Source organism: Pseudomonas sp. NFX71 (assembly GCF_048079215.1).
In the GTDB taxonomy this organism is placed as follows: domain Bacteria; phylum Pseudomonadota; class Gammaproteobacteria; order Pseudomonadales; family Pseudomonadaceae; genus Aquipseudomonas; species Aquipseudomonas fluorescens_B.
On record NZ_CP182230.1, the window covers coordinates 4,420,012 to 4,446,275 of the forward strand.

Consider the following 26,264-nt stretch of genomic DNA (forward strand, 5'->3'; position numbering starts at 1 on the left):
GTGATTGCGGGACCTGCTTTGGGATCATTGCATCCATGGGGGCAGGTCCTGGGTTGTGGCCATCGGTTCCAGAATGGGAATAGCCAGGGTCAGGCCTGACGGCAAGGTTGCCGCGATGGGTACGTGGGGGTTGGCCTGAACGATCGGTGAATAGCGATGTGCATCGCCGTAGTAACGCCAGGCCAGTTGGTCCCAGCGTTCGCCTTCGGTGGTGATGTGGGTGATGAACATCAGGCATGCCTCGTCAAGACTTGGGCAGCCAAGCCTGCAAGACGGGTTCGGGCGTCGTGCATTTTTTCTAAGGCTTGTTCGAGCGATGCGTGTGAGGCCTGGAAGCGGTCGACGATGTTGCCGAGGTCTACCGGTTTGAGGGCGGATCGGGCGCCCACTACGCTGCCCAATACATCCTCGCCCAGACGCGATAAATCGGCACCATCTTCGAGTAAGTCGGCGGCTGACGCCAGGCCTTGCAGTGGTGCTATGGCCCGGGCCGTGACGCCCAATAGTTGTGGGACTTGGCCGAGGATGATTGAGGCGTTGCCGCTTTTGGCTGCCAGGTACACTTTTTGGCCCGCCCTGAGGATGTTGGCCGCTGTTTTTGCGTGACCGATCACCGCCTGCACGACACTGGGCGGTGGTGTGAGGCGCGAGATCAGGCCGGGCTTGCCGGCTGCCGCTGCCGATGTGCCATTAACGGTTGAATCGAGCAGGCCTGGCCTTGCGACTTTGCGGGTGAATGCACCGGTGTATTCCTTGAGACTCAGTTGAACCGTGGCCGCCTTGATTTGGCCCACTGCTGTGGCGCGGCGAATAACGTTGGAAATATGGGTGATGACGTAGACGCCCAGGTATTCGCCGCTGCCCATCACAAACGCCAATGGTTGGTGCTGACTTTTGGCCTGGGACAGCGCCTGCAAACGTTCCTGTGGATTGCCCAGTATCGGGTGCAGTTCTAGTGTGAGGTTGCATTCGTCGAGCCCTTCGCCGATCCATTCAAGCAAGGGTTTGCCTTGGATACGTGCGTGCTCTGCCCAGTCGGCTGACCTGGTTTGTTCCATGGCGCTGATGCCACCGGCCACGGTGAATTCGATTTCGCCCAGGATGGCAAACATCACGCGAACCCCTCATCGGCTGGGCCGTAGCTGCGGCGGCGTTTGTCGTGCAGGTAGCGCTCCATCATGCGCATCCATTCGGTATAGCTGGCGTGTAAGCCCTGGTTGATTGCGTCCATGCCAGCGCCGTTGGGGACATTGATTTGAGGTGAGAAATGGAAATTCATTTGGCCCGACGCCCCCGCGGCTGACGCTGAGGATGCGCCCGCAGCGCCGCCCATCATGCTGGCTCTGGAGACGTCTGCAAGGTTTGGTGGGGCAAGTTTGACGCCGGATTGGGTGGCCATATCGAGTGCGGCCTTACGTACCAAACCGGCTTGGGTACTGATGCCGATGCCGGCACCTTCGCTGATGTTGGCGCCGTAGCCGATGAATACGCGGCTGGGTGACTGGATGCCGAGCGTTTCGGTGAACCAGTCTTTAACGGATGAACCGATGCCTACGACGCTGTTTTTTAGGATGCCGGCCATGTTGCCGATACCGTTGATCAGGCCCGTGACGAGCATGCCGCCGAACTCGGTGAATGTGCCCGGCAGTTCGACACCGAAGTAGCGCATCACGCCAGCAAATGCACGGTAGAACCAGCCCACCGGCGAGAAGTTGATGATCAGCCCGATGATGCCGGACAGACCGCCACTGAAGCCGGCTTTTACCTCGCCCCACAACCCGGTGAAGAACGATTTGATCGGCGCCCAGTGGCGGTAAATCAAATAGGCCGCGAGGGCGATACCGGTGATCAATAGACCGATGGGGTTGATCAGCAAGGCTCTGCCGAGCCAGAGCATGGCTTGGCCTGCGAGCTTGAGCCCGAACAGTAAGGTGCCACGCAGGATCTTGCCCAGAAACAGGCTGCCACGAGCGACCATGATTAGCGGCGCACTCAACGCAGTGAACAGGCCACGCAAAAACAAACCACCGAGCCTGGCCACCATGCGGAAGCCGCCGCCGATACGGGTTAAGGCGGTGACCAAGGGCACGAACTTGCCCATCTGCCACATGCCACGCAACAACGTCCATTTGGCGGACAGCGTGGTGATGGTGCCGGTTATTGCCACGAATGGCGCCATGATCAGGTTGGCCCCATATGCAATACCGATGAAGGCCAGCTTGCCCACCAACAAGCCGCCGATTAAGCCGACTACGCCTCTTATGAGCCCCGGGTTTTGTTCTGCCCATGCCGAGAATGAACGCATGAGCGGGACCACTGCGCGGCTCACGTCGACAATGGCAGGAAGCAGCGCGTTGCCCACCGAGATGCCGATGTCGGTGAGGTTGTTGCGCAGTTCTTTGAGTTGCTCTTTTGAACTGCCCATGCGCTTGGCCCAGTCGTCATCAAGCACGGCTTTATCGGCAGCACTTTTACTGCCTTGCTTAATGCTGACCAGGTCTTTTTGGTTGGCCAGTGCGGGACGAACAAACGACAACACTTGCTGGTCAGCGAACAACGTGCCGAGTTTGTAGGCTTCATCTAGACGGGCCAGTGCTAACTGTCGCTCTTGCTGGTCTTTGAGGGTCAGCGCCTTGCCATATGCAACGGCTGCGGCCGGGCCTTTGGCGCCGAGGTGGGCGGTGAGGATTTTGATCATGGCTTCTGCGGGGGAAAGCCCTTCGCTGACCAGGTTTTGCATGCTGCTTTTAAGGTCTATGCCGGCTTTTTCAAAGGCCTTGAGTGTTTCTGGCGCTGTGATTTTTGAAAGGAAGTTTTTGAAGTTGTTGGCGGCTTCATCATTGCTGCCGGCACCGCGGCGGGCGATCTGTAACGACGCGCCGATTTCTGCCACGGCGCGCTCGCCGGTAATACCCAGCGCGGCAAATTGGGGGGTTAGTTGCGGCAGCCATTTGGCCATGTCGGCAAGTTCGAACTGGCCGCTTTTGCCCGCGAAGGCGAGCATGTTCATGGAGCGCTCCAGGCCTGCGGCGCCAATGCCCAGGTTGTCGCTGAGCGCGATGGCGACAGCCCCCAGGTCATTCATGCTGGCGCGGGTGGCGGTGGCGCTTTTGGCGAGTACTGGGGCGTAGGCCTCCAGTTCTTTGAGGTTGGCTATGCCGCCCGCAATCAATACGGCGGTGCCTCTGGCTATTTCGGTTTGGGTTTGGTTCCACCTTAACGCGGCGCGACGCATTGCGTGGCTGAGGCGGGATTCTTGCGCCAGGTTGAAGCCGCCGGTGATGGCGATGTCGCGGGTTTGGTCCTGGAAGTCGGTGGCGGTTTTCATTGACTGGAAAATGGGGGCGCCCAACGCCGCACCGGTACCCGCCACTTCCACGGCTTGGCCGCGAAGGTCGCCGCGTTTGGCTTTGAGGGCTTCGCCGCGGGCGATGCTGGCGGTGAGCCGGTCTTGCTTTAGCTTGAGTTGGTCGAGGGTGCGACCGACTTGGTCGTACTCACGGCGCATGCGTTCAATGCCGGAACCACCGCGCGCCAACGAGGCCGCCAATTCGGTGCCCATGTGTTTTTGCTTGGCCGTTAGGCCATCGGTTGCACGGCCGAGTTGCTGCACAGTGGACTTGGCCGAGCTGAAAGCCGTACTGAGACTTCCCGATACAGCTGCACCGATTTTCAGCCCCACCAACACTTCATTCGCCATAGAACCTTGCTACGCTTTGAGCATGTTTGAGAACGCCGCCCTATGCACCGCTAAAACCCTGTACGCACTGGCCATCGGCGCCGGTGTGATCTGGCTTGCGTGGTTGTGCCTGACGAGCCTGCCGGTGTGGGCTGCCGTGTTGGTGTTTTGCTTGGGGCTGCCCTTGCTGGCGCTGGTGGCTGCCCCTGTTGCGGCGTGCGGCGCTTTGCTGGTGGCTGTGGTGGTTGGGTTGATCACGGTGATCAGCTCTGCATCTGTTCGGCGAGTTCGATACGGCGATTGATTTCGCGTTCGCAGACTTCTACCCAGCGCCAGTAATCGACCATGTCCAGCCGGCCAATTTCAGACGGCTGCATCCGCAGCACTAGCAATAGTGCTTCGTCCCAGGATTGCAGCAAGGTCTGCTCCGTTGGACATTTCCCGCAGCACCTCTGTGGCTGACTTTGAGTCAGCTATATCAAATTCCCCTAAGTCTTCCAGCGTGATGCCCAGCATCTTGGCCACGAGCAGGTCTTCCATAGCGCCTTCGTCTTTTTGAGCAACGGCCTGCGCGGCGCTGATGTCTTTGCGTTTTAGGCGCTTGATGGGCAGATTCGAGACCTGGTCGCCACTGGCACTTTTGAAGGGAAATTTGAGGGTGAAGCCCAAGGTGTCAGCCATCGTTACTGCTCCAGGTTGATCGGGGTGATCGGTTGCTCTGTGGATGAGCCCTGATGATGGTGCACCGCTGAGGGACTGGCTTTTAATCGGATTTAAAGAGAGGATTTGCCGATCATTCACTTATGTTTTTGAAAGGATGCGGTTGCGCAGATGGACGACGAAATTACGATTGAGCATAAAGGTGTCCAGTACACCGCTTCTTACATTGTGACTGGTGATACGTTGACGGTGTTTTTGCCCAATGGGGAGCAACGTACGACGCAATTGCGGGGATTAAGCGCAGAAAGCGCAGCGCACCCACACCTGAAATCCTACATCCACAGCGTTACTCAGAAGAAAGACTAAGGAAGGTTCACAATGGCAGCAAATATTGAGCGCTTTAACGTATTAACAGGCGCAATTTTCGCCAAGCTCTACGAAGAATTTCCGGAGCCTACCAATCTTTCTGCCATGAACTTTGCAGAGCAGCTAAAAATTGGAGGCTCAGACTTTGTGAGTGTGCGGTTTTTCACGTCAACTGTTGAGTGGCTGGCCGATCACGGATACCTGAAAAAGGGGACTACCGTAGGCGAGGGACTGGTTACGAACTGCGTGTTAACCGCCCGAACGTTGGAGTTGCTCAGTGCGCTGCCATCAAGCCTAGAAAGCGAAAGCAAAAGCGAACAACCTTCATTGGGCGATCAATTGATCACTGCTACAAAAGATGGGGTGACCGAAAAAATCACAGAGCTTACTCGTGAGTTTTTGAGCGAAGCCGTTATTTTCACCACAAGAGTTGCGACAGGTTTGATGTCCAATTAAGCAAATCTACCGACGCGCTCCCGCCATTTGATACTTGGCCTTTTTCCACCTTCAGTTAGGGAAATGGCAGAGCGTGTGTCGAGGGAGCATGCTTCCTCGACAACGTTGTATTGCAGCTATTCAGAAGGCTGCGATCAATCTGCTGGTCACTCTGCATGATGACTTACGTCCCGGGCTAGCAGGGTCCCGGTTTCGAGCGTGCTTATGCGGACCACCACCATTAAAAGCATCGGTACTGAACAGAAAAAAATGGCCAGCTGTACGCCGGTTAGCAGACTGGGAGAGCTTGCAAAGCCAACACGTCCAAAGACGCCCTGCGTACAGTGACCTGAAATCAGGCGGGAGACGCCTGGCCTGTTTTACAGAAGCACATTCCGCTCAATGTGCTACGGGCTCTTGAGCCCCATCACTGGGGCAGTGACGGGGGCAGATTACCAACGAGTCCTAAGACAAATCAGCCAGCCCATTCGGTTGCCGTTGTAGGCAAGTTCGGTAGGAGTTGTAGCCTTCACGAAATCACCTCGAGTGCTGTTTAACGTGCATGGCGAAACAGGTGGTTTTTTCTGAAGAGAGAGGCTAGGACGCGATGAATACGTTGAGAAAATCGAGGAAGTGTCTTACGTATTTTTAGGGTTGGCGGTGAGAAATTCGAGGTATAGCGTGTTTGCTCCTTCACTGAGCGGAGACGAAGCATGAGCGACGCAACTACCTCTATCCCCGAGCCGTTAGACCCCGCAACCACATCGCCTTACATTTCCGGCAACTCAAAACAGTTTCACCGCGCAGCCAATCGAGCACTCGACCATTACCTGAAACCTGCAGAGCCTGATGAGCACCAGGCACCGCGAAAACCCAGTTCGGTTTTTGTGGTCGCGCCGGACGTCAACGCTGAAGTGCTATTGGCCCAAGCGTGTGAATCGTTGGCGTCTGCAAGTGTGATGGCCAGTGATTTTGCGGCGTTGCTGGAGGGTGCGCAGCGCAACACGATGATGGCGCTACAACAAATCATCATGTTGGGGGAGCTGGCAGTGAATCGAATGCTGGATAACGTTGAAACGCCATCGCAGGCCAAGGCGGACTGCTCACCTGTAGACGCCTAACGATCTGCTGCTTTTGCTTTCGAGCGCTGGCTGCTTTGTACACCCCACTACCTGGACGATTGATCACAAGGACTGTTGATTTGGAAATCCGAAAACTCAGTAAATTTGAAGCCACCATTACTTCCATTTTCAAAAGCTTGATGGAGAGCTATCCAACCCCCTGCGAACTGGATGCAGGTGTTGCAGGCTATAAAGCCGGTGCGGATTACCGCTCGATTTTTACTTCTGCCGTTGAGAAGAGGACGTCTGCTCATCCGTCCTCAGATGAACACTTCTTCGCTGATATCGTTCGCTGGTTGGCTGCTCAGAGCTATCTAGTGTTTGATAAAGAGGATGCCTGTAAATTCTGTGGTGCCGTGATGACGGAAAAGGGGTTGAAGCTTTGCGAAACCCTGCCGAATACCTAGGTCTGATCCTCTCGAAGGCCGCTTTGTAAGCGGCCTTTTTGTATGGAAAGCCTACGAATCGCTTGTGTCCGCGGGCATCGGTGTTGGTAATTGTCGATGACCGCTGCGCGCCCGTTCCCCGCATGGTAACCAAGCCGATGCAGTGCATGAGCGATGAACCTTTGAACCAGGCCCTTATGTGTATTTATGAAAACAGTCATTTCCTCGCTTGAATCTACAGCTGAAAGTTTCTCAAAACTCACCGGTGCAGCGCTTAAGCTCAGTATCGGTTTAGGTAGCGCCTGTGTGATCCTTTACGCACTTCGAGTTGGGCACTTCCCTCAAGGGCTTGCCTTAGGAGACGGGTTGCTGTTCCTTTTGGCTGCTAGCTGCTTTGGTGGTGTTTATGCCATGTTCGTAGCCTGCATGGTCTCGCTTGGCATTTGCATGTCGATCGTCGTGCGGCCTGTGTTCAGCCTCGTTTATGAATATGCGCGTAAAAAAACCGGCAGCAAAAAAACTGCTCATGAACTGGCTCGGTTTGACTGGCGTGCTATTCCTTTGGCAATAGTGGCGGGTGTGGTGATCTGGGCGCTTGGGCGACGGGATATTGGGGCTTATTGGATTTTACCCCTGCTTTCGATAACGCTTTATTTGTTCTTTTCCATTGCTCAGTCGGCTGGAGCGCAGTATCGGCGCCATGAGAAACTTCTCAATAGCGTAATCGCTACACCCGATAAGGATGCCCTTCAGCAGTCGGGAGAGGCAGGAAAACAAAAAAACGCCTACTTGGTTAGCCTTACTGTGGTCCTGCTAGCTCCACTCCTTTTTGGTGGCGTTTCTGGCCAACTCATGGATGGCGCCATGCGCCTGGCACAGGTGCGCATCGAGCATGCGACCATCTACGTTAAAGCACCGTACAACGCACTGATTCCCGAAACTCTGCTGGCGAATGAGGCAAAAGTGCTGGAAGGCTACAAAGCCTATGCGGGCTTGACGGTATTGTTTAAAGGTTTTGGCAGCACAACCGTCATTGCCTTCACGGACGGCGATCTAAAGCGTCAACTGGACGTCCCAAATGACCACATTATTGTGGAAAAAAAGTCTCGCGACTGACTTCTATAAAGATTCACAGCCTAGGATTGCCACTATCCTTTTGAGGATAGGACTACCGACGGTTCGATTGAGAGGATGCCTGAAATTTTCAGGGGCTATGATGACGGAAAAGAGGTTGAAGTTTTGCGAAACTCTGCCTGAGAACTAAGTCTGGCAGGCGTGAAAACGCCGCTTCGTCAGCGCCCTTCATCGGACGAAATCATGTTTATTTCGACCTTTGAGCTTCCAGCTTCACAGGAAAAAGAGGGTGTGTTACCGCTAAACCCTAACGACGACCAGCCGATAAACCTGTAAAGCGTAGGCGCTTACGTAGCGTGCTTATGAGTTCCAACAACGCACTGCCTGATACGAAAAGGCCCAACAAGGAGTTAAATGTATACTATCGAAAACAGCATTACAGAATTTGACGTTGCTCCAATTATTAACTTGGCGCTAGCTAATTACGTAGATCTCGTTAATAAAGTTGTACGTCCATCGGGCCCTACGGGAGGGTTGTGCAAAGAAATTCTGAAAATCGAAATTAATGAATACTTGCAAGATATTCTGACTGGGCTTCACAGCATGCCCGGCGCTATATCAATTGCTAGAGGTGCATCTGGTGAAATTCTAGGATTTGCGCTTGGGATGGAATCTGCATCACCTTATCATTGCGGTATTAGCTATGCAGCAGTTCGTATCGAGGCGCGAAAAAAAGGGATTTTGCGCGCAATGATCGCAGCCTTTCAAATGCGCTACACAACCATAGAGCTCAGTTGCCACCCCAGAACCGTACCGGTTTATCAAGCCTTGGGCTTTCGCGTCTGTGGACGCCAAACGGTTCAGGTTGCAATGCGCTGGGGTGTTCCAAGGCCTCCAGGGACAATGCGGAAGGTAAATTTGGAGGCTATTGATGAGGTCCAAATCGCATTCGAAAAAGCCAATCGGGTTGTAAAACAAGAAGACTGGGAAAATCTTTTTCTAGCGTCAATAAAACGCGTTGAAGAGATTATGGGATTTGTGGGGAGCCAGCTTCCTATTCAGTATTTGACTATTGAAGATTAAATTCTCGTCAAGTTGGATAATCGAACGAGAGGTATCACGCCTGAGCGGTCAACCAGCGTATATGACGCTTGGCTCGGGCTCTGCCTGCCAGAGGGGTGAAGGATCATCGATAGTTACGATCAGGCATGGTTCAATGCATGCTATCCAATTGACCTGCACCCTGCGATCCCATGCCGAACATCACTGCAATAGACACAAGCGTACTGATCACAATCCTGGGTTTAATAGCCGCTGTCTGGGCTGTCGTCCCGTCCAATACCCGACTTCGTTTTCGGCTGAGCATGTCATGGTTTGACTGGGTCATCGCGATCGGCGTGTTCCTCGTCATTCACTACCTTGTCTTCGAGCAATTCTTTCGCTCCGTCGGGCTTTTTTATAGTTTTGGGCCTTGGAGGTGGGGATTAGACAAAGGCAGTACGGTCTACCTGCTCCTACTTGGCCTAGGGCTGTATGTATTGATTCGCGCGCGAGCGCCAAAACTTGCAAAGGGAAAAATCGGGACCTTTGAGGAACTGCTGCATGCGCTCCTGCTGACGAAGCGATACGACGAGCTTTTCACGCTCATCGATCCCCACCTATTCAAGCTCTTTGAGTTCACCAAACACCGACCTTTACTGGTTCGGCTAGTCAAAAAAATCAGTCCCATGCCTTGTATTCCGCCGTCCTATATGGATGACGGCAAACTCGTTACCCGAGAGATACGCGAAGGCTTCATCAAAATGCGTTTTCGCTCTGCTCTTTCCTGGCTTGAGTCGAAGCTAGCTACTCGAGCTCGCCTAGCAGATCGGGCGCAGGATCTTCTAAAAATTATACTTAACAAACCGGATTTCGTTGCTTACCTAAGCGTGAGTCACCCCCATTTTTGTCTGAGAGTTTTGACGATCCCGGAAGTGATTCGCGAGGATTTCACAGACCTCTGCGTGGAAGCACTCATTGCTGACAGCAATAGTCTGTTGTACAGCGAGTTGAAGAATAATCAGAACTCGAACGGTCAGTACCGGCTCGATTTACCACCCTCGAATCGTATCCTCTATTTCTTATTCAGTAACGTAACGGTCGCTGGAAAGTTAGCGGTGTATCAGCCTATAGGGAACTCGGTGGGTAGGCGTATCGATGAAGACCCCAAGCTCGTAGAAGCCTATAACCGCCCGATGGGTTCATTTAACGAATCAGGTAAGTACCGGTGCCCAGTCTATGCAGGGATCAAACTGTTCCAGATCATGATCCACGAGGGTATACACCAAGGTGCGCAAGATCATCTCTGGCTGTTTTACCTCAGAAATTTCACAGACAAAATACTCAAGCAACTACGCGACCGTCACCTGGATGACTCGAACCATGAGTATCCTACACCTTTTCATTTTTTGATCTGTGAGATCGTTACCACTACCTCAAACTGGGTTGATGACTGTTTTGAAGTGAAGGAATGCTTTGTAGCTGATCAGGTCAGTAAAGCGCAAGGCTTCGATAGTCAGTACATATCCAAACAAGCCGCCAAATCACTGGGGTCTATTACTCAAAGCATACTCCTCTCTCCCAAAATCGATGATCGATTCAAGTGCTACGTTCTCGAGATCAGCATGGAAAGATTTAAGAGGCTGCAAGGCCGAAAAGACGCAGTTCCCGTGGCGAATGCATTCATCAAGTCAATGATCTTCGGCAACGGCTTTCTGAAAGATGGTTATCAACAGGAGCTTTATCGTGTTTACAAGGAACTCGACCATGAGCTGAGGCATGGTGTGAGGAGCTTTGGTGAGGTTTTGGAGAATGCCATAAAGGAGTAGTTGGTAGTGAAACCGGCCAAGAAAGCCTTCGCTTTAAAGCGTGAAATAGCTACGCTCAGCACTCGACCGAACTGTATTGGATATGCATTATGTTGCCCCCTCATCCCTCGCTTTCAGCACCATTTTTAGAGCCACAGCCCATATACCCCGTTGAAAATATGTCTCCATACAAGCCTTGCTGGTGTGGTTCGGATAAAAAATGGAAGTGGTGTCATAAGGATCGTGACAAGCGCCCGCGTATCAAGATTGGGCGGCTGCTTTCCGATATGCGAGAGCAATTTTCCCAAGGGTACTGCTCCCACCCTGACGCTGGACCTGAGTCTTGCAGCCAAAAAATTATTCGCGCACACACAATTCAGCGTCGCGGTGGCCTAGCCGAAATAACGGAAGAAGGTCATGTGATGTCTGTAAAAGCCGGCGTTGAGGACATTTTTGAAAATGAAGGCCGCACTGCCCCTAAGCTAGATGGCGTTCGTGGGGCCTCAACATTTAACGGCTTTTGTGGCTTCCACGACACAGCGCTTTTCCGTCCTGTGGAGGTAGGTGGGACGACGCTATCACTAGAGAGCGTATTCCTTTTAACTTTTCGTGCCATTGCATATGAGTTGTTCACCAAGCGAGCGGCGCTTCGGGGAGTACCCATTCAACGTGAGATGGACTCCGGTGCACCTTTTCCAATACAAGCTGCTATTCAGAATGAACTACATTTGAATGCCGAAGGAATGAAAAGGGGCTTGGCTGATTTAGAAACCTTGAAGGACCGTTATGACACAGCATATCGTCAGAATGACCTTTCAGAATTCTCAGTCTATGCGATTGAGTTCGAAGAGGTGCTTCCCGTAGTCGCCTGTGGAGCATTTCACACAGAGATCGATTTTGAAGGAAATCAGCTGCAGAGGCTTGGTCGGGGTAAAGCAGAGTTTGAACAAATTGCATTCAACCTCACCACTTTAAATGGAGTGTCGGTTGCTGCCTTCGGTTGGCTCGGTGGCATTGGAGGTCCTTCCGCTGCGTTTGTTGAGTCATTCAAACGCTTGCCTGACTCGGCAAAATCAACTGCCGTAATTCAACTCGCTTTTGAACAACTTGAAAATACCTACATGAAACCCTCTTGGTGGCTCGGCCTTCCTGATGAGTGGCGTAATTTCGCCATATCAAAAACTCGAAGCGGTACAGGTTTAGCTGACCGAGAGAAAGGTGCCCTTGCAAACCGCCCATTTCCATTCTCAACGGCAGGTGTCCGATCTGTCTTGGGATAGGGTGCGGCAGTGCGGGGGCAAGTGGTCATCCGATAGCGGCAATGACCACTTGCAGTACACTTGGTGTGACCCGTTTATTATTCGGAGCTCAACCGAGACGGGAAAGCGTATTGGAAGGTTCGTGCAGTAGCGATAGCTCCTTTCGGCTGCTGTTAATGATCACAATGGGGCGCAACCGGCACAACCCTCTGTTTTGACTCGCCACGCCACCCAACCCCAGTTGGCATAAAATTTAATCCAAGCACTGACTTCCATAGAGCGCGCATCCCGCTTCCCCCATCCGAAGTTTGCGTGAGTGGCATTAGGGAATGTCTTAAAATACTGTGTATTGGCTAATGGAATACAACATTCGTTTGTTGATGCCGACTCAATTAAATTCCATTGTTGTATGACGCCATTCGTTTCATCGATAACATGCACCGTACCATTAAACCAAGTGGTAGAAGTATTGAAAACATCGGTATACCAACGGTGCTCCCAACTGTCTATTCGAAGTACGAGGTTGTCGACCAAAGACTTGGCTTCAACATCATCTAAGGCCAATAGAATTCCGTTTTTTGACACCTCTACACATTGAATTTCATTACTTGCCTCCTGATCCACCGGTTTTGTCAACGCAGCGGTCAAAATCACGTTAATTGATGACTCCAACCTCGTAATCCTTTGCTCTAGCTCAATAATTTTATCGTCACTCATGCTTATGCCCTCAATCGCATCATATGATTTGGTTGATCGTGTGCTATCCGCATATGAAAATGATGATCCCTCACACCCTTGAAAGCACCATCAACGAACAATGAGCAATGAGCAAAGGCATCAAATAAAGCTCAACAACTCCTTGGCGGCACAAGGCCGCTAGGATGCGGACTCAGTTAACACTAGTAGAATGCTCATGGTTGTCCATCAAGTTGTGAGCTCGAGTGACCGTTGATTGCAGCTAGTTGTTTCATTGATGAAACACTTCCAGCCTATTTGACGTCGATGAACAAGAAGATGTCGACTGTTGATCATGTAAATACAGGCACTTAGCAGCACTAAACCTAATATGGCTAGATCTGCTAAGTCGTCTTCCTATACCTGCAAAGCTCATTAAAAATAGCTTTTTGTCCGAGCCATCAAGAGATTCCAAGGTTTTTGTTGTACTTGCCCAACTGGTCCTTGCCTCCCACGCGAAAGATATTGGCCAGGTAGTCGAGCAGCACCACCTCTTCACCATCGAGTATCTGCCGCACATAGGTGGCCGAGAACGGCGTTTCGTACTTGGTCGGGTCGCGGGGTTTGTGGGTGCCTAGTTGGTATTCCTTACCGGTGATGGTCATGGTGGTGACCAGCGGTATTTCGTTGACTAGCCCGCCGTTGTTGAAGACCTGAACATTGGATCGGCATTGCAGCTGCACGCTTTTGAAGGGGGTGACCAGTTTTTTGGCGGCTTCGACGTAGAGGCTGTTCCAGATGATTTTGCCTTCGAGTTTGTCGATGCCGTCGGGGAGTTCGATGAGGCCGACCATGCCCAGGCCCTGGAAGTCGCTGGTGATGGTTTTGAGGGTGCCCAGGTCGATTTCTTCGCACTTGCCGAAGAAGCTGGAGCCGTCGAGGTAGATGTTGGCGTTGGTGATGCGGTGTGCGCTAAAGCCTGCCATTTATGCGGCCCCCAGGTTGACGAGGTATTGCCCGGTGATTTCGGTTTCGAAGGTGCCGCGTTCGAACGGTAGTGGGACGGTGAGCTTGTAGTTGAACAGTGCGTGGCCTTGTTCCAGTTCGGTCTGGGGGTTGCGGGCTGGGTCGTACCAGCATTCGCCGCCGAGTAAGGCGCTGTCGCCGATGAGTTTGCGTAGGAACTGGTTGACGCTTTCGGTGATGCTGGTGATGAGTGAGGTGGTGATGGGCTGGTCGACGAACTGGAGCGAGCTGTAGCGGATGGATTCGTCGACGACGTCTTTGGTGCGGCGTACGTTTTCGAAGTTGCGCATGTGGGTGACGGTGGGCCATGCGGCTGTGCGGTTGCCCCATAGGCGTAGGCCGGTGCCGAATGAGTTGAAGACGGTGGTGATGCCGTTTTCGTTGAGCAGGTTGACCTCGCTGTTGGCGTCGTCGATGCGTGCGGTGAGTGGTCGTTCCAGGCCGATGACGCCGAGTAGTGGTTGGTTGGAGCTGCTCCACCAGTAGCCGTGGTCGTTGTCGACTTTGGCCCGTAGGCCTGCGGCGCGGATGGATAACGGTTGCAGGCGTTCGCCATTGGTGGCGGCGTCGTAGACCCTGACGTGCGGGTAGCACAGGCGGACCCGGTCGCTGCTGGTGTTGAAGTTGATGGCGCCGGATGGGCCGCGCCCGGCTAGCACTTGCTGGACGGTGGCGCCAATGGGGGCATCGACGTAGGCGACACCGCCTAATTGGGTGGCTGATGTGGTGAGGTCGGCAGTGATTGCGCTTAGGGTACTGAAGCCTGGCGCGATGAAGATTTTGGGAAAGAAGCCCAGCAGGTTGTAGCTGTCTTGAAAGGCTTTGAGGCCGGTGCGGTGGCCGGCGATGGTGACGCCGCCGATGATGTCTGCCAGGGTGACTTTGCTCGGGTCTGTGTGGGTGTAGTCCGCTTTGATCTGGGCGCTGGCGGGAATGCTGCCGGTGGGTAGGCGCTGTACTTGGCCAGTTAGCATGTTCACGGTGTAGTCGGTGTTTTCTTTGTAGGGGCTGTCGCCCTCTGCGGGCATTAATTGCAGTGTTTGTAGCGCGCCGTCTTCGAGTTGAAGCAGGTTGTTGTCGGCGAATTGTTTGAGCTGGCCGGTGACGTTGGTGCTGTGGATGGCTGGGTCGAGCACGTTGACCACCAGCACTGTGCCGGCGCCGAAGTCGTATATGCCCTGCAGCGCTTCGGGGATGCTGAAGCCTTTGAGATGGCTGCCGAACTGGGCGGCGTCTGTGTCGTTGAGGCACAAGGTGAGTTGGTTGATTGGCCCGGCCGGTGCTGTGCCGACCAAGGCGATGACGGCTGATTTGACCACGCGAATGGCCCGGGGGCCGCGTTCGACTTCGGTGGTTTCTATGCCGTGCAGGTAGTTGGCTGGCATTGGCCTTTATTCCTTTTCCAGGTTTTGAGCAGCTACCGGGGCTTTGCCGGTGGGCTTGGCTTTGGGCGGCAATAGGTGCAGGTGTTTGAGGGCCAGCAATACCTTTGTGTAGTCGTGGTCGGCGGGTAATTCGGTGGGATGGTCTGGCAGCAGTTGGACTTCCAGTAGTTCGCCGGTATCGCCCAGCCGTAAGGAGGCGGAGCTTTGTGGACCGGTGTAGCGGTAGCTGGTGAGTTTCATGGGTGTTCCTGAAGTGGGATTGAGGTGATCGGCCCTTCTTCGAGCGGCATGGTTTGGAGCTGTGTGGCGCGCGTGGCGAAGTCTTGGGCGTACTGCCAAACGCCGTTGATGTGGCCGATAAACTGTTCTGAGATTGGGCGGCAGGCTTGGTCGCACTGCGGCGGGTGCCAGCCGGTGAGGCAGGTGCGGATGCGGTCCAGGTAGCTGATGACGCCGGCAACGCCGTTTAGTTGACGGAACACCAGGGTTAACCGCAGCACTAGGTTGCGCGCCTGGAAGGTTGCGTCTGTGCTGTGTGAACCGCTAAAGGTTGATTTGCCGTAGGCCAGCAAGACGGCGCCGCGTGGGTGATTGAGGCGGTACTGAATGGGGTTCTCGGGGAAGAGCTCTACCATGAGCTCGTTGGCGAAGTGGTGTTGCAGCCGTGCAAGCATGGCGTCCATCAGTTGCTCGGTCTGGGTTTTAGGCGGCGCGTTACTCATCAGTAACGCCCCCAGGTTTCGGCGCTGAATTGTTGAGGGCGTGAGCGCACGCGAATCTCGCCGGGCTCTGGCGCTGCGTGCCCTGTGGACAGGCTTAAGGTGACGACGCCGTCGCGGATGTTTTCCAGCAACTTGAGGGTGTCTTTGCGGCTGTCTTTTACGGCATCTGGCAAGGCGCCTTCGGGGCGACGCTGATAGAGCCAGTGCCTGGCCAGGTACATCACCGCGTCACGCAGGATGGTGGGCACCGCGTCAAGTGGCAGGGTGTAGCGACCGCGCAGATAACCATCGACCAGTTCTTCTGCTTGGCGAATGCCTTCTTCTATTACGACTTCGTTGGGCTGTATTGCAGCCGGGTCGTCGTTGGAGAGCTGGATGAGCGTTAGTTGTGGGATGGCGTTGGTGATGTTGACGCGGGTGCAGTAGCGCATGGGTCAACCCGCCTTTAGCTCTATAAGGGCTTCGGGAAACAGGCACATGGCCAAGGGGTTGGCTTGGGCTTCAAGGTCCCAGCCTTTGCCCATCTTGCGAGGCTCTGCCTTGCTGTAGAACGGCTGGCCCAGGGTGTTGACGGTTTCGTTGTAGTTGGCTGGGGCGTTGAACATGCGGAACACGCCACGGGCCATCGGAAAGACCTGAGCGATGTCTGCCGGGATGAAGCGCTGGCCGCTGACGGTGACGTCGTATTCGATGAACTCGATGCCGCCGAAGGTGAAGCCGGTGCGCATGTCGCCACCGAGTCGGTCTTGGGCTTCCTGGTAGTTGGCGAAGGCGGCTTTAACCTTTTCGTGGTCAATGAGCGCGTCAAACCAGTCTGGCCCGCACAGGGCGCGGAAGCCGGTAACCATGACGCCATTTAGCTTGGATTCTGAGTAGCGTTTGGCGTCGAGGCAGGCCTTGCGTACGTTGGTGCCCGCGGTGCTGAGGGCGACGGTGAATTTCTTTTGGCTGACTTCAAATTCTTTATAGAGATCGAACATGATTTCGCCGTCGGCATCGAGCAGCTTGCCGCGCAAGGCACCTATGCGTTGAAACTCGCGGGTGGCTTCGATGCTGTTTTTGAGCTCTTGCAGGTTGTCGTTGATGACGGTGGCCATGGGCGCAGTGGCGCTTTCTTGGCCGAAGGCGGCGATGCCTTGTAACTGGCTGGGCAGCAATGGTCGGTTGATGGGCAGGTGCAGGGTTTCGAAGGTGCGGCGTTTGCGCTTACTGCCTTTGAGCGGCGCCGGGTCGTCGTTGCGTGAGGTGTTGGGCACGAGGACCAAGCGGCCTTCGCGTTCGTCGATGACGACACTGGTGCTGGTGACGCCTTTTTCGTCGAACAGCCCCATGGCACCGACCTTGCCGGGGATGGCTGGGAGCTTGTTCACGGCGGCGGTGAGGTTGGCGACGCTGAACATGTCTTGCAGGTTCATGGTGGGCTCCGGATTAAAGCGTTTCGCGGGCGACGATGCCCAGGGCGTTGAGTTCTTCGAGGGCGGTGTTTTTTTGGGCTTCGGTAATGCCCGCGGGCCAGGCCAGTTCTGCCAAGGCGACGACGGCGCCGCGAGCGATGACGACGCCTGGCTGGTCGCTTGCGGTGGCGTCTATGGGGTCGGCCAGGACGGCCGCGGCCTTCTTGGCTGCGGCGGCACCTGCTGGGTCGAGCTGTTGGTATTTGCCGGCTACCTTGGCGAGCACTTGCCCGAGTGGGTAATCGGTGCCGGCCAGTAGCGTTGCTTTGGAACGGGTCCAGCCGGGGCTGACTTCAACCAGTAGTAAGTCGCCCAGGTCTTTGGGTTGGGTGAATGTGGCCATGGGGGCTCCTAGTGTTTGGCGCGGGCTTCGGCGTCGGCGAGCAAGGGGTTGGTGACTTGGTCACTCACACCGTCCGCACGGTTTTTGGTGGCCACTTCCGTGAAGCCGATGCCCCCGGCCAAGTCGTTGAAGACGGATTTGAGGCCTTCGCTTAAAGGTTGGCGGCCGTCGGCTTCGCCGAACTCCAGGGGTGTTTCACTGGACTGGGCGAAATCGAGGGCGGCGATCACCACCGGGACGTGCAGCGGCTTCATGCCTTTGGCTACCAACTGCTCGGCGTACTGAACACTGGCTGTGTGGGTGACCTGTTGTGCGGCGGTATGGGCCGCTTTGTCGCGCTGGTCGAGGTCGGCTTTGAGGCGTTTGTTTTCTGCTGCTAAGGCGGCTGCGTCTTGCTCGGTCACGGTGGGCACCTGGGTTGTGAGGGCGGGTTCTGAGAACGCGGGTTGCTGGGCGACATCTGGCTGGCGGGCGGTTTCGGCGAGGCTTTCGATGGCCCACGAGGGGGCGACTTGGTCGGCTGACTCTTTATCGAACTTGCCGATGAGCCATTCACGCAAGCGGCGCCACAGATCTGAACTGAGTTCGTGGCCGTGGTCGCTGAATTCGATGACGCCGGCTTCGCCGTCGGCCAGCTCCACTGGGCGCAGGCCTTTGACGGCGGGTGGTTGTGCGCCAAGGAAACCGACGTGGCGTAGGTAGTACACGCCGGGTACGGGGTTGTTGGCGGCGTTGGGGTGGTAGAAGGAAGCGGAGATTTTTTTGTAGCTGCCCTTGGCGACTTGCTCGGCGAAGGCGGCGTCGATTTGTTGAGGTTCGGCGATGAGGCCTTGGGCATTGGCTGACAGAGACTTGACCCAGCCGGCCGCTGGCGCGTCATGTTGAGGGTGGCCGATGACGATTGGGGCTTCGTGCAAAGTCGGATCATAGGCCGCGACGGTGGCAGCCAAATCGGATTCGCTGAAGTTGAAGCTGGCGCCGCACATGGCGGTGTGGGTGCCGTGTTTGAAGATGTGTAGGGGTTTCATCATTGAGCGCTGCGCTGAGGTAGTGCACAGAGCTTGGGCATGCGGTTGCGGTGGGGCTTTTAATCGGGTTTAGAGGATTTAGATCAGAAAAGAGGTGTTCTGGAGTAGCCACGATAGTTCAGGATCGTGGATAGATGGGAAACGGGCTTTATGATGAGGGGAGCCACTGCTGTGTTATGCAGTTGGTTGGCTTTATAAAGCGTTTACATCGTTATGCTTGATGAAATGTGAGTGTAGCGACTGGTTAACGTTTCTCATGCCTCCTACGTAGGTCGTATTCTGCCTTTGAATTTGGTCACCGGACCGATATTGAGGTTTTTTTTCCCTGATCCAGTGCGCTTGAGCTGAGCCAAATCTCACCAAGCTGTCGCGACACGAACCTGCTAAATTTTCACCCATCCCACACCATCGTTTGAAAACCTGTTCAGGACAGCAAAAATGGCTCGTTATGATTTCAAATCGTTGTCCCCACAGGATTTTGAAGAACTTACTAGAGATCTCCTTCAAGCAGAATGGGATGTGCCGATAGAAGCATTCAAAGCTGGCCGCGATCTGGGAATCGACCTTCGTTACAGTTCTCTAGATGCCGGTACCACTATCGTTCAATGCAAACACTTTTCTTCTTCCACGTTCAGTACGCTGTTATCGCACCTGAGAAATTCTGAGCTATCGAAGGTCCAACGATTGAAGCCTAAGCGGTATTTGTTAGTCACTTCACTCGGTCTCACCGTCGCTCAGAAAGACAAAATTGTCGAAACAATGCACCCATTTATTCTTTCGCCTTCTGATGTGCTTGGCTGTGGTGATTTGAATGGTCGTCTCTCATTGCGTCCAGAAATCGAACGAGCAAATTTTAAGCTTTGGTTCACAGGTACAGAAGTCATAGAGCGCATTCTTCACAATGCCGAGGTCTGCCAAGCCCAGTTCGAAGTAGAGCGGATTCGTAAAAAGCTGCCCGTTGTTGTGCAGAACGAAGCATTTTCGAGAGCGCGAGAAATTCTCAACGAGCAACGCGTAGTGATTATCTCTGGCGTTCCTGGAATAGGTAAAACTACTCTCGCGGAAATGCTTCTCTACGCGCACCTCGATGAAGGATACGAACCGGTTGTCGTGCAGAGCGATATTAATGAAGGGAAAAAGCTTTTTCGAGCGACAAAAAACCAAGTCTTCTACTACGATGATTTCTTGGGGCAGACATTTCTGGGGGATCAGCGCTCCTACCTGTTTAGGAACCAAGATGCGGCACTATTATCATTCATGGAAATGGTTAGAGACACACCCAACAGTCGGTTTGTGCTAACAACACGAGAACATATCTTCCAACAAGCTTTTTTAGGCTCAGAGCGTTTTCTGCATAGCGCTATGCTCAGCCTTAAGTGTGTATTGACACTTAATGACTACTCGTTCGGACAGCGCGCGCGGATTCTTTACAACCATCTTTACTTTAGCGACCTACCACAAGCGTATAAAAACATCGTGCTAGATGATGACTTTTTTATGGATATCATCAAGCATGATCACTTCAATCCGCGGCTTATTGAGTGGCTAACCTCCCTCACTCGGATGCATTCACCGCCAGTTGCTGAATACAAACAACGTATTACGGAATTGCTACAGTCACCCGATAAAATTTGGTCGCATGCCTTCGAAACACAGATCTCCGATGCCGCCCGTGACCTGTTGCTGACGCTCTACACATTGGGTGCTACAGAGGACTTGATAGACCTCGAACCCGCATTTGAGGCCTTACACAAGGGAGCTTGTAACCAATACAACCGCCCCCGCAGCGCTAGTGACTTTCACTCTGCCTTGCAAGAGCTCGATGGCGCATTTCTTGAGTACGATTCGGGACATGCCGCATTCATCAACCCGTCAATTCGAGATTTCACTTCAAATATCCTCTGTAAAACCCCAGCAATTGCGATAGGGATGATCCCCGACGTAACGCGTTTCAAACAGATCAAAAACCTTTGGGATCTTGCTGCAAAGCGGCAAGATCAGCCACTTATGGCGGCGTTCCTTACTAACAAATCTCTGTTGCGATCAAATCTTGAACGCACCTTGTACGGCGAGTCCTCTCGAAGGACTACGAGTCTCACGGGATATCCAATTAAAAAATATGTAGATACGTATGAGGATGCTCGCCTCGACACAATAGGCGCATTCGCCGAAGAATTTAAAGATTTAACTTTCGTTGATCTTGCCATCACCTATGCAGAATTCCTTGTTTCTCACTGGCGCAAAAACATTATCGATTTCGAAATTACTGCCCGCATCCTGAATGCCATGAAAGCCAGAAATTGGTACTGGGGCAAAGGCGGAAACTCAGTTTACCGGATTGTCCTTGACGGGTTGCTAAACCACTTGGACGAAGCGAGTGCGTGGGAGTGGGCAACAATTCTTGAATTCAAAAAAATGGCATCAGAATGGAGTAATTTAGATGAGTCGAGACTGTTAATCGGTCTTGAAATATACCGCCTACAAGGCTTCGACAGCGATCGAGAAAATTGCTCTAGTGTGGACGAGTTAGAGGATTTGCGTAGTGCTCTTATAGAGCTCAAAGAAAGCTACGGTGTCGACTTAGAAGTATCCATCGAAGCAATCGAATCCGATATAGCGGAACGTGAAAAAGACGCGCCCTTCGATGATGGAGAAGGCGGTGGCTTCGCACGAAGAACCGATCCACTGCCATCCAACTACGTCACTGAGAGCGACGTACGAGAAATGTTCAAGACATTACGGGAATGATTACCTGCGCCCTCGGTAAGGAATAATTGATCTCACGCCGAGGTTCGCCACACCAGTAACCAAAGCCTTAAATTGCTGCTAAGTGCTGCAAAAGCGTAAGCCTCATCCAGAACCAGGCATTCATAAGAGAAATACTCGATTTTTCCAAAGCTTTTCATCACGTAGCAGAGGTTGAGTTGGCTCATTCAACAACCTTGGACGCGCGTGTTTAAAAGCCCCCCAATGTTACCTCCTGAAAGCTACAAGACCTTGCGCCGTTGCCTACGGTTACGCAAGAATCGGCCGGCTTGTGTACGTTGGGCCTGAGCTCTACCGTTGACGTGCCGCTGGCATCAGCGGCCGGGTCTGGAAACCCCGAAGTGTAGATGGCGCAAAAGCGCCCTTCATAACGTATGCTTGCGCGCTTTTCGTGTGTGCACTCCGTTATGGCGGCTGTGCGCGGGAGACTTTCGAGTCTACCGGGTTGCCGTTTCCCCGGGTTTCCAGCCTGCGTACAGCTGCCACCTTTCGCCTGGAAACGAATGGGCGCAGCTCCAATCAATAAACGGAGCTTCACCATGATCAAGGTCACACCAGATCCGCCGGAAACAGATCCGGCGTCCCCGTACGAACCCAACTCAAAAAAACTCAACGAAGCAGCCGAGCGAGCTCTCAACCACTATTTTCCGTCGATTGCCGACATCAAAGCCACCCCACGTACCATTAGCACGATGTTTAACGTGGACGCGGAGGCTACAACCGAAAACCTAGTGGTTTATCTGGTCGAAACCCTGGCCTCGATTGATGTGATGGTCCACGAGTTGGTAGACCGTTTGGACGGTTACTCGCGCTATTCCCTGTTGGGCATTTCCAATAGCATCATGCTGGCGGAGATCACGGCTAATCGAGTGTTGGATCAGATCGACCCACCTGAGTAGGTGCAGGCTTCTGTGGCAAGGGGCGGTTTCCTTGCCACAGAAGCATTCTTCTTTTGAATGGCCCGATTGCTGCAATTGAAATAACTGGAGGCAATGGAACGTCTAGTCTTACTGACTCGTACGGTCTAGGTTCAGCGTTTTCAGAAGGAGTAAATTATGCACGGAATGCCGAAGGTTAGATCACTGCTGTTCGTTTTATTCCCACTGGTTGGTGCGTGTACCAGCCCGCATTCAATTGATGTGGGTGGGCGGCCCGAGCGGGTACAGCCTGCGCTACTTTCGACCGTTGAGATTCCTGGGATTGATAACTGCGCTGTCGGCTGCCCCTCTGGCGGCGGTGAGGCCACCATCACCCGCTATGCGTATACGCTGAATAACAATGGTTCGACGAAATTTGCCAACTGGGTGGCCTACAAAATCACCAAGGACACACCTGAGAGCAATCGCCCGCGCAATTGGAAAACTGATCCTGATGTGCCTGCGGGGGAAACGCTGAACCCTGTGGACTACAACGGGGCTTATGTTGCCTTGGGTCTGGACAGAGGCCACCAAGCCAATTTGGCCTCTATGGGGGGGATTGCTGATTGGCAACCGTTGAACTACTTGAGCAATATCACGCCGCAAAAAGAGGACCTGAACCGGGGGGCCTGGGCTCTGTTGGAGAATCAGGAGCGCAAGCTGGGTAAAACGCCTGGCATAGATGCGGTCTACGTGGCTACCGGACCCTTGTACGAAAGGACGATTGGTTCGCTTCCCGGTACCAACAAAATTCATACGATCCCGAGCGGCTACTGGAAGGTCATTTTCACGGGCAGTACACCTGCCAACGGCCTTTATGCTGCGTTCATCATGGAGCAAAGCACCCCACGCACGGCGAACTTCTGTGACTACCAGGTGACGGTGAATGAGATCGAGGAACGGTCTGGGCTGACGCTGTGGAGTGATCTGCCGCAGGATGTTCAGACAGCGTTGAAGTCAAAGCAGGGGCAATTGCCACAGAAGATCGGCTGTAGCACTCAATAGAGCTGGATGGAAAGCCATCCCCGAAAACACAACGGAAAGGCCAGTGGGTTATTGGTCGAAAGGCTAGTCACAGTGGATGCGCGCACCGATTGATTTGCCCGCGTAAGGACCTTCTGCTGTAGTGAGTGGGTTTACGTTAATCGTGCGGCGGTCTCATTCTGGGGTCGCTGTGCTGTGAGTAAGCTTCCTCTCCACTGTTAACCGAGCTGAGCACCACTGCCTGTGATTAGAGCTGCTTGACCCAGGCAGTGGTTCACCAAAAAGGCGAATCGCGATTTACATTAAAATCTAGGGTTTGAATTGCCAATAGTTATTAGGCTCTCGCCCCGCCGGGCTCAATCCTGCTCTTTTATCAACAGTGAGCGACTCTTGAATGAGGTAATGCATATCGTCAATTATCGAGCGTACGTCTCCATAATATGAGTGACCCAGTAAGCTGGTGTCTACGTTCGATGCATCGATGGTGTCTACTCCCTTTAGTATGACTAGCCCAGTTCCGCTATCTCCCGCACGTGGGTAGCCATGGAGTTTTTGTGATGCAAGCAATGCTCTATCATTGGACGACGCATACAACGTAACGCTTCGCTCGGCCTTCAATAGTCTTGGTGCAATCTGCTGCTTAAACAAATCGGCATCTATGTCAGGGGCAGCGAGTATTACTGCTTTCAGTTTTCCAATTGCTTCCGGCTTTTCTACTGCTATTGCTCCAATCGCCTTAGCAAGGCCTCGCGTTCCCATGCTGTGACCTACAACAAAAACGTTTGAAAATTTAGAGTCTGAAAGAATATCAACCAGGAATTCTTTGATGTTGCCTTCCGATAGCTCAATGTTTCTTTCGTCCGCCTCATAGGCGGTTAATGAAGCCGAGTTTCTAGAAGGCCAGCTGTAAAAAATTGGTACGCCGTCGAAATTCAGGTCATAAGCCATTTGTGCAGTCCGTTTCGCAGCATCATTGAAACCAACGTTGAAACCATGAATAAAAACAAAGGCATTACCCGATTTTGACATCTCTGCAAGCCAGGCGATGTCTCGAGTGAACGCTTCGTATGATTGTAACTCTGTTTTTAGAATCATAACGTGCTTTTGGGGCGTCTCACTAAACTCAAGCCGAAGTATAGATGGTGACTCGATAACCCCAACTTTGTGGCGAGGTGGAATACTTACATAACAGTAGCCATAGCTGAGATTGCCAGGGGCTGAAGTGAAAGTGATTTTGTTGTCATCGGTGGCATATTGTCGGTCGGTGGCAAAATTTACTCGGGCCACATGATAGCCTTTGCTATCAATTGAGCGTGGGTCTTGCCAGTCTTGGAGAGTTTTTGGATTGACGGTAGGGGTGACTCGAGCAACTACGTCTATTGTGGAAAAGTCTAGTTTTGGTCGAATAACATAAGCATCATAGGTTAGCTTTTTTGTTAGCGTAGTACCGTATTCTTCGCCTTTATCTTCCCACCCATCAGTTTGGGTGCCAGAAAATTCCGCCTCGCTGTTGAAAACAATATATGGGCTGTCCGTGGCAATTGTTGTGGGTTCGGGCGGAGGATTTGGACGCACATCTGGGTTAGGTGGAGCTGCCGCTGGCGGAAAACTCTTAAGTTGCATTGTTTGTGGTATTACTATAACTATCAAGGCGACTGTTATTAATACAACCAACCAGTGCTGTTTTATTGTTTCTCCAAACTTCATAGCGACCACCATGAGTTTTAGGTTTGAATCCGTAGCGTGGAGATTAGCAAGCGTGTCAAATTTTGCCACGCGTATAACCCTGTATTCGTTTTAGAACGACATTGAACGCATTAGAGGCGTGCCGATTTTTCTAAGTGAAGCAACGCCAACTCTAGGATCGCCTCTGCCGCTTGGGGCTGTAACTGGCCTTCGACACTCATGGGCAGATACGGCCTGCCCGGTATGTCGCCCCACAGGTGTGGAAAATCCGCTTGCTCCCCACCAAACTGCATCATGGCCGCATAGGGTTTGTTGCTGCCAACCAGTGCTGAACTGTGGTTGGCGTGAGTGGTGATTGACGCAGCCAAGCCGGCGGCGCTGACTTGCAGGATCTGGCCGGGCCAGTTGCCGTGTTTGGCGCGGCGCTCGGTAGTGGTGTCTGATAGTTCTGCCCATTCGGGGCGGCCTTCGTTTTCAAAGTTTTCTTCGGTTTGCTGAGCCAGTTCAGCGGCTATGCCCTGCATCAAAGGTGCGAGGTCGCCGACGGCCCATTCCACTTCGCGCAAGGCGTTCTGGATGCTCTGGTTGTTTAGTTCGATGGTGAACATTCATGCCTCTTGTGCGGCGATTGCCTGCTTGCGTTTTAGCGCTTCGGCCAGGCCTGTACCTGGTGCGTGATTGAAGCCTGGGTCGGTGCGGAATGTGATGGCGCGGCCTTGGGCATCTTTGAGGCGGATGCCGCTTACCGTGGCGTTGCGGACTTCACCGGTGCGCTTGTTGGTGCCGACCTGGACTGTTTCTGTGAATAGCCTGCCTTGACTCGATACGACTGTAAGCCCGCGGCGCTTGACGGCGGCTTCGCTGAGGGCGATGACGCGGCAGCGGCAGTTGAAGCCGTTGGGCGGGAAGATGGAGGCCCAGATGGGGTCGTCGTGGCGGAAGACGTGGCCGTGCAGTGCGCGGTGGCTGGGTCGCGTCTTGCCGTCGAGGATGGCGATGTACATCCAGTACGGGTGGGTTTGTGCCGTCTGCTCCATGCTGGCTTTACGGCCGGCCATGTAGGCGCTTTGCAGGTTGGTTTGGTAGATGGTTTTGAGACGGCGTGGGCTTCCGAGTTGGACGAGTTCGCCTGTGCCTTGGCTGTCGACGATGACTTGTTGGCCCCACCAGCCTTGTGCTTGCAGGATGGGTTGTAGGTTGGTGGTGAATTGCTTGAGGGTTTGGCCTTGTTGGAGAGCTGTTTCCAATGCTTCGCGGATCTCTGACAGTAGGTCCAGGCGAATGGCTTTGGCGACGGTGAAGGCTTGGTCGTGGGCGTGATCGAGCATGTCTTGCCAGTGCCAGGTGATGGCGTAGCCCTTGCGTTTTAGGTAGGCGATTGCATTGGCCGGGTCGAGGCCGAAGATGATTTGTAGGTCGGTGGGGTTGAGGCGTTTCGTGGAGGTGGCCATG

The 26,264-nt window shown here is 53.5% G+C and carries 28 protein-coding genes; 11 read left to right on the forward strand and 17 right to left on the reverse strand.

The features are described from left to right. Nucleotides 1-24 precede the first annotated feature (24 nt). The 4 genes from ACM1ZW_RS20710 to ACM1ZW_RS20725 form a co-directional block, all read right to left on the reverse strand. Nucleotides 25-231, reverse strand: coding sequence for a tail protein X (locus ACM1ZW_RS20710; protein ID WP_416739214.1), 207 nt, complete (start codon nucleotides 229-231; stop codon nucleotides 25-27). After that, nucleotides 231-1,112, reverse strand: a complete 882-nt coding sequence (locus tag ACM1ZW_RS20715; RefSeq protein ID WP_416739215.1) for a phage tail protein — start codon at nucleotides 1,110-1,112, stop codon at nucleotides 231-233. The genes ACM1ZW_RS20710 and ACM1ZW_RS20715 overlap by 1 nt, the downstream gene beginning before the upstream one ends. Next, on the reverse strand, nucleotides 1,112-3,328 hold the full coding sequence (locus ACM1ZW_RS20720) for a phage tail tape measure protein (RefSeq protein ID WP_416739216.1): 2,217 nt from the start codon (nucleotides 3,326-3,328) through the stop codon (nucleotides 1,112-1,114). Before ACM1ZW_RS20720 ends, ACM1ZW_RS20715 begins: the two co-directional genes overlap by 1 nt. A gap of 714 nt (nucleotides 3,329-4,042) precedes the next feature. Further along, nucleotides 4,043-4,360 (reverse strand): phage tail assembly protein, encoded by a 318-nt coding sequence (locus tag ACM1ZW_RS20725; protein WP_416739217.1) that lies wholly within the window; start codon nucleotides 4,358-4,360, stop codon nucleotides 4,043-4,045. Between the two features lie 150 nt (nucleotides 4,361-4,510). On the opposite strand from ACM1ZW_RS20725, the gene ACM1ZW_RS20730 reads away from it, so the two are divergent. The 8 genes from ACM1ZW_RS20730 to ACM1ZW_RS20765 all read left to right on the forward strand — a co-directional run bounded on the left by ACM1ZW_RS20730 (nucleotide 4,511) and on the right by ACM1ZW_RS20765 (nucleotide 11,847). Continuing rightward, nucleotides 4,511-4,705, forward strand: coding sequence for a hypothetical protein (locus ACM1ZW_RS20730; RefSeq protein WP_416739218.1), 195 nt, complete (start codon nucleotides 4,511-4,513; stop codon nucleotides 4,703-4,705). A 12-nt stretch (nucleotides 4,706-4,717) separates the two neighbouring features. After that, nucleotides 4,718-5,161 carry a hypothetical protein gene (locus tag ACM1ZW_RS20735; RefSeq protein ID WP_416739219.1) on the forward strand — a complete coding sequence of 148 codons (444 nt, stop codon included), beginning with the start codon at nucleotides 4,718-4,720 and terminating at the stop codon, nucleotides 5,159-5,161. A gap of 692 nt (nucleotides 5,162-5,853) precedes the next feature. Then, nucleotides 5,854-6,261 (forward strand): DUF6124 family protein, encoded by a 408-nt coding sequence (locus ACM1ZW_RS20740; protein WP_416739220.1) that lies wholly within the window; start codon nucleotides 5,854-5,856, stop codon nucleotides 6,259-6,261. Between the two features lie 80 nt (nucleotides 6,262-6,341). Continuing rightward, a complete protein-coding gene (locus ACM1ZW_RS20745; protein WP_416739221.1) occupies nucleotides 6,342-6,668 on the forward strand; it encodes a hypothetical protein in 327 nt (108 codons plus the stop codon). Nucleotides 6,669-6,854: 186 nt separating this feature from the next. After that, nucleotides 6,855-7,763 carry a hypothetical protein gene (locus ACM1ZW_RS20750; protein WP_416739222.1) on the forward strand — a complete coding sequence of 303 codons (909 nt, stop codon included), beginning with the start codon at nucleotides 6,855-6,857 and terminating at the stop codon, nucleotides 7,761-7,763. A 372-nt stretch (nucleotides 7,764-8,135) separates the two neighbouring features. Continuing rightward, complete coding sequence (locus ACM1ZW_RS20755) at nucleotides 8,136-8,804, forward strand: hypothetical protein (RefSeq protein WP_416739223.1); 669 nt, start codon at nucleotides 8,136-8,138, stop codon at nucleotides 8,802-8,804. 170 nt (nucleotides 8,805-8,974) lie between these two features. Beyond that, nucleotides 8,975-10,588 carry a hypothetical protein gene (locus ACM1ZW_RS20760; protein ID WP_416739224.1) on the forward strand — a complete coding sequence of 538 codons (1,614 nt, stop codon included), beginning with the start codon at nucleotides 8,975-8,977 and terminating at the stop codon, nucleotides 10,586-10,588. A gap of 89 nt (nucleotides 10,589-10,677) precedes the next feature. Next, nucleotides 10,678-11,847, forward strand: coding sequence for a hypothetical protein (locus ACM1ZW_RS20765; RefSeq protein WP_416739225.1), 1,170 nt, complete (start codon nucleotides 10,678-10,680; stop codon nucleotides 11,845-11,847). Nucleotides 11,848-12,006: 159 nt separating this feature from the next. On the opposite strand, the gene ACM1ZW_RS20770 is transcribed toward ACM1ZW_RS20765, so the two are convergent. From ACM1ZW_RS20770 to ACM1ZW_RS20810, 9 genes are all read right to left on the reverse strand, one after another. Continuing rightward, a complete protein-coding gene (locus ACM1ZW_RS20770; protein ID WP_416739226.1) occupies nucleotides 12,007-12,543 on the reverse strand; it encodes a hypothetical protein in 537 nt (178 codons plus the stop codon). Between the two features lie 419 nt (nucleotides 12,544-12,962). After that, nucleotides 12,963-13,487: a phage major tail tube protein gene (locus tag ACM1ZW_RS20775; protein WP_416739227.1), complete on the reverse strand. Its 525-nt coding sequence runs from the start codon at nucleotides 13,485-13,487 to the stop codon at nucleotides 12,963-12,965. Continuing rightward, complete coding sequence (locus ACM1ZW_RS20780; protein ID WP_416739228.1) at nucleotides 13,488-14,912, reverse strand: phage tail sheath subtilisin-like domain-containing protein; 1,425 nt, start codon at nucleotides 14,910-14,912, stop codon at nucleotides 13,488-13,490. A gap of 6 nt (nucleotides 14,913-14,918) precedes the next feature. Then, complete coding sequence (locus tag ACM1ZW_RS20785; RefSeq protein ID WP_416739229.1) at nucleotides 14,919-15,152, reverse strand: hypothetical protein; 234 nt, start codon at nucleotides 15,150-15,152, stop codon at nucleotides 14,919-14,921. Beyond that, nucleotides 15,149-15,634 carry a Gp37 family protein gene (locus ACM1ZW_RS20790; protein WP_416739230.1) on the reverse strand — a complete coding sequence of 162 codons (486 nt, stop codon included), beginning with the start codon at nucleotides 15,632-15,634 and terminating at the stop codon, nucleotides 15,149-15,151. Before ACM1ZW_RS20790 ends, ACM1ZW_RS20785 begins: the two co-directional genes overlap by 4 nt. Beyond that, nucleotides 15,634-16,065 carry a gp436 family protein gene (locus tag ACM1ZW_RS20795; RefSeq protein ID WP_416739231.1) on the reverse strand — a complete coding sequence of 144 codons (432 nt, stop codon included), beginning with the start codon at nucleotides 16,063-16,065 and terminating at the stop codon, nucleotides 15,634-15,636. The genes ACM1ZW_RS20790 and ACM1ZW_RS20795 overlap by 1 nt, the downstream gene beginning before the upstream one ends. Before the next feature lie 3 nt (nucleotides 16,066-16,068). Beyond that, on the reverse strand, nucleotides 16,069-17,049 hold the full coding sequence (locus ACM1ZW_RS20800) for a major capsid protein (protein ID WP_416739232.1): 981 nt from the start codon (nucleotides 17,047-17,049) through the stop codon (nucleotides 16,069-16,071). Nucleotides 17,050-17,062: 13 nt separating this feature from the next. Continuing rightward, the gene (locus tag ACM1ZW_RS20805) at nucleotides 17,063-17,431 is read right to left on the reverse strand and encodes a head decoration protein (RefSeq protein ID WP_416739233.1); all 369 of its coding nucleotides are present in this window, start codon (nucleotides 17,429-17,431) and stop codon (nucleotides 17,063-17,065) included. 8 nt (nucleotides 17,432-17,439) lie between these two features. Next, a complete protein-coding gene (locus ACM1ZW_RS20810; protein ID WP_416739234.1) occupies nucleotides 17,440-18,462 on the reverse strand; it encodes a phage protease in 1,023 nt (340 codons plus the stop codon). A 435-nt stretch (nucleotides 18,463-18,897) separates the two neighbouring features. On the opposite strand from ACM1ZW_RS20810, the gene ACM1ZW_RS20815 reads away from it, so the two are divergent. Continuing rightward, on the forward strand, nucleotides 18,898-21,207 hold the full coding sequence (locus tag ACM1ZW_RS20815; protein WP_416739235.1) for a restriction endonuclease: 2,310 nt from the start codon (nucleotides 18,898-18,900) through the stop codon (nucleotides 21,205-21,207). Nucleotides 21,208-21,239: 32 nt separating this feature from the next. Here the strand turns inward: ACM1ZW_RS20815 and ACM1ZW_RS20820 are convergent, their stop codons facing one another. Continuing rightward, nucleotides 21,240-21,392, reverse strand: coding sequence for a hypothetical protein (locus tag ACM1ZW_RS20820; protein WP_416739236.1), 153 nt, complete (start codon nucleotides 21,390-21,392; stop codon nucleotides 21,240-21,242). 372 nt (nucleotides 21,393-21,764) lie between these two features. Here ACM1ZW_RS20820 and ACM1ZW_RS20825 point away from each other — a divergent pair, with 372 nt between their 5' ends. Then, the gene (locus tag ACM1ZW_RS20825) at nucleotides 21,765-22,124 is read left to right on the forward strand and encodes a DUF6124 family protein (RefSeq protein WP_416739237.1); all 360 of its coding nucleotides are present in this window, start codon (nucleotides 21,765-21,767) and stop codon (nucleotides 22,122-22,124) included. 156 nt (nucleotides 22,125-22,280) lie between these two features. Continuing rightward, nucleotides 22,281-23,147: a DNA/RNA non-specific endonuclease gene (locus ACM1ZW_RS20830; protein WP_416739238.1), complete on the forward strand. Its 867-nt coding sequence runs from the start codon at nucleotides 22,281-22,283 to the stop codon at nucleotides 23,145-23,147. Nucleotides 23,148-23,435: 288 nt separating this feature from the next. On the opposite strand, the gene ACM1ZW_RS20835 is transcribed toward ACM1ZW_RS20830, so the two are convergent. From ACM1ZW_RS20835 to ACM1ZW_RS20845, 3 genes are read right to left on the reverse strand one after another with little or no spacing between them, the layout of a single operon-like run. Further along, nucleotides 23,436-24,902 carry an alpha/beta hydrolase gene (locus tag ACM1ZW_RS20835; RefSeq protein ID WP_416739239.1) on the reverse strand — a complete coding sequence of 489 codons (1,467 nt, stop codon included), beginning with the start codon at nucleotides 24,900-24,902 and terminating at the stop codon, nucleotides 23,436-23,438. A 41-nt stretch (nucleotides 24,903-24,943) separates the two neighbouring features. Then, nucleotides 24,944-25,420, reverse strand: a complete 477-nt coding sequence (locus ACM1ZW_RS20840; RefSeq protein ID WP_416739240.1) for a phage virion morphogenesis protein — start codon at nucleotides 25,418-25,420, stop codon at nucleotides 24,944-24,946. Then, nucleotides 25,421-26,263, reverse strand: a complete 843-nt coding sequence (locus ACM1ZW_RS20845) for a phage minor head protein (protein WP_416739241.1) — start codon at nucleotides 26,261-26,263, stop codon at nucleotides 25,421-25,423. Between the last annotated feature and the right edge of the window lies 1 nt (nucleotide 26,264).

Excerpts from the sequence above, each read along its gene's own strand:
- ACM1ZW_RS20710 (WP_416739214.1), bottom strand. The coding sequence starts at position 231 with ATGTTCATCACCCACATCACCACCGAAGGCGAACGCTGGGACCAACTG.
- ACM1ZW_RS20715 (WP_416739215.1), bottom strand. The coding sequence starts at position 1,112 with ATGTTTGCCATCCTGGGCGAAATCGAATTCACCGTGGCCGGTGGCATC.
- ACM1ZW_RS20720 (WP_416739216.1), bottom strand. The coding sequence starts at position 3,328 with ATGAAAACCGCCACCGACTTCCAGGACCAAACCCGCGACATCGCCATC.
- ACM1ZW_RS20725 (WP_416739217.1), bottom strand. The coding sequence starts at position 4,360 with ATGGCTGACACCTTGGGCTTCACCCTCAAATTTCCCTTCAAAAGTGCC.
- ACM1ZW_RS20730 (WP_416739218.1), top strand. The coding sequence starts at position 4,511 with ATGGACGACGAAATTACGATTGAGCATAAAGGTGTCCAGTACACCGCT.
- ACM1ZW_RS20735 (WP_416739219.1), top strand. The coding sequence starts at position 4,718 with ATGGCAGCAAATATTGAGCGCTTTAACGTATTAACAGGCGCAATTTTC.
- ACM1ZW_RS20740 (WP_416739220.1), top strand. The coding sequence starts at position 5,854 with ATGAGCGACGCAACTACCTCTATCCCCGAGCCGTTAGACCCCGCAACC.
- ACM1ZW_RS20750 (WP_416739222.1), top strand. The coding sequence starts at position 6,855 with ATGAAAACAGTCATTTCCTCGCTTGAATCTACAGCTGAAAGTTTCTCA.
- ACM1ZW_RS20755 (WP_416739223.1), top strand. The coding sequence starts at position 8,136 with ATGTATACTATCGAAAACAGCATTACAGAATTTGACGTTGCTCCAATT.
- ACM1ZW_RS20760 (WP_416739224.1), top strand. The coding sequence starts at position 8,975 with ATGCCGAACATCACTGCAATAGACACAAGCGTACTGATCACAATCCTG.
- ACM1ZW_RS20765 (WP_416739225.1), top strand. The coding sequence starts at position 10,678 with ATGTTGCCCCCTCATCCCTCGCTTTCAGCACCATTTTTAGAGCCACAG.
- ACM1ZW_RS20770 (WP_416739226.1), bottom strand. The coding sequence starts at position 12,543 with ATGAGTGACGATAAAATTATTGAGCTAGAGCAAAGGATTACGAGGTTG.
- ACM1ZW_RS20775 (WP_416739227.1), bottom strand. The coding sequence starts at position 13,487 with ATGGCAGGCTTTAGCGCACACCGCATCACCAACGCCAACATCTACCTC.
- ACM1ZW_RS20780 (WP_416739228.1), bottom strand. The coding sequence starts at position 14,912 with ATGCCAGCCAACTACCTGCACGGCATAGAAACCACCGAAGTCGAACGC.
- ACM1ZW_RS20785 (WP_416739229.1), bottom strand. The coding sequence starts at position 15,152 with ATGAAACTCACCAGCTACCGCTACACCGGTCCACAAAGCTCCGCCTCC.
- ACM1ZW_RS20790 (WP_416739230.1), bottom strand. The coding sequence starts at position 15,634 with ATGAGTAACGCGCCGCCTAAAACCCAGACCGAGCAACTGATGGACGCC.
- ACM1ZW_RS20795 (WP_416739231.1), bottom strand. The coding sequence starts at position 16,065 with ATGCGCTACTGCACCCGCGTCAACATCACCAACGCCATCCCACAACTA.
- ACM1ZW_RS20800 (WP_416739232.1), bottom strand. The coding sequence starts at position 17,049 with ATGAACCTGCAAGACATGTTCAGCGTCGCCAACCTCACCGCCGCCGTG.
- ACM1ZW_RS20805 (WP_416739233.1), bottom strand. The coding sequence starts at position 17,431 with ATGGCCACATTCACCCAACCCAAAGACCTGGGCGACTTACTACTGGTT.
- ACM1ZW_RS20810 (WP_416739234.1), bottom strand. The coding sequence starts at position 18,462 with ATGATGAAACCCCTACACATCTTCAAACACGGCACCCACACCGCCATG.
- ACM1ZW_RS20815 (WP_416739235.1), top strand. The coding sequence starts at position 18,898 with ATGGCTCGTTATGATTTCAAATCGTTGTCCCCACAGGATTTTGAAGAA.
- ACM1ZW_RS20820 (WP_416739236.1), bottom strand. The coding sequence starts at position 21,392 with ATGAGCCAACTCAACCTCTGCTACGTGATGAAAAGCTTTGGAAAAATC.
- ACM1ZW_RS20825 (WP_416739237.1), top strand. The coding sequence starts at position 21,765 with ATGATCAAGGTCACACCAGATCCGCCGGAAACAGATCCGGCGTCCCCG.
- ACM1ZW_RS20830 (WP_416739238.1), top strand. The coding sequence starts at position 22,281 with ATGCACGGAATGCCGAAGGTTAGATCACTGCTGTTCGTTTTATTCCCA.
- ACM1ZW_RS20840 (WP_416739240.1), bottom strand. The coding sequence starts at position 25,420 with ATGTTCACCATCGAACTAAACAACCAGAGCATCCAGAACGCCTTGCGC.
- ACM1ZW_RS20845 (WP_416739241.1), bottom strand. The coding sequence starts at position 26,263 with ATGGCCACCTCCACGAAACGCCTCAACCCCACCGACCTACAAATCATC.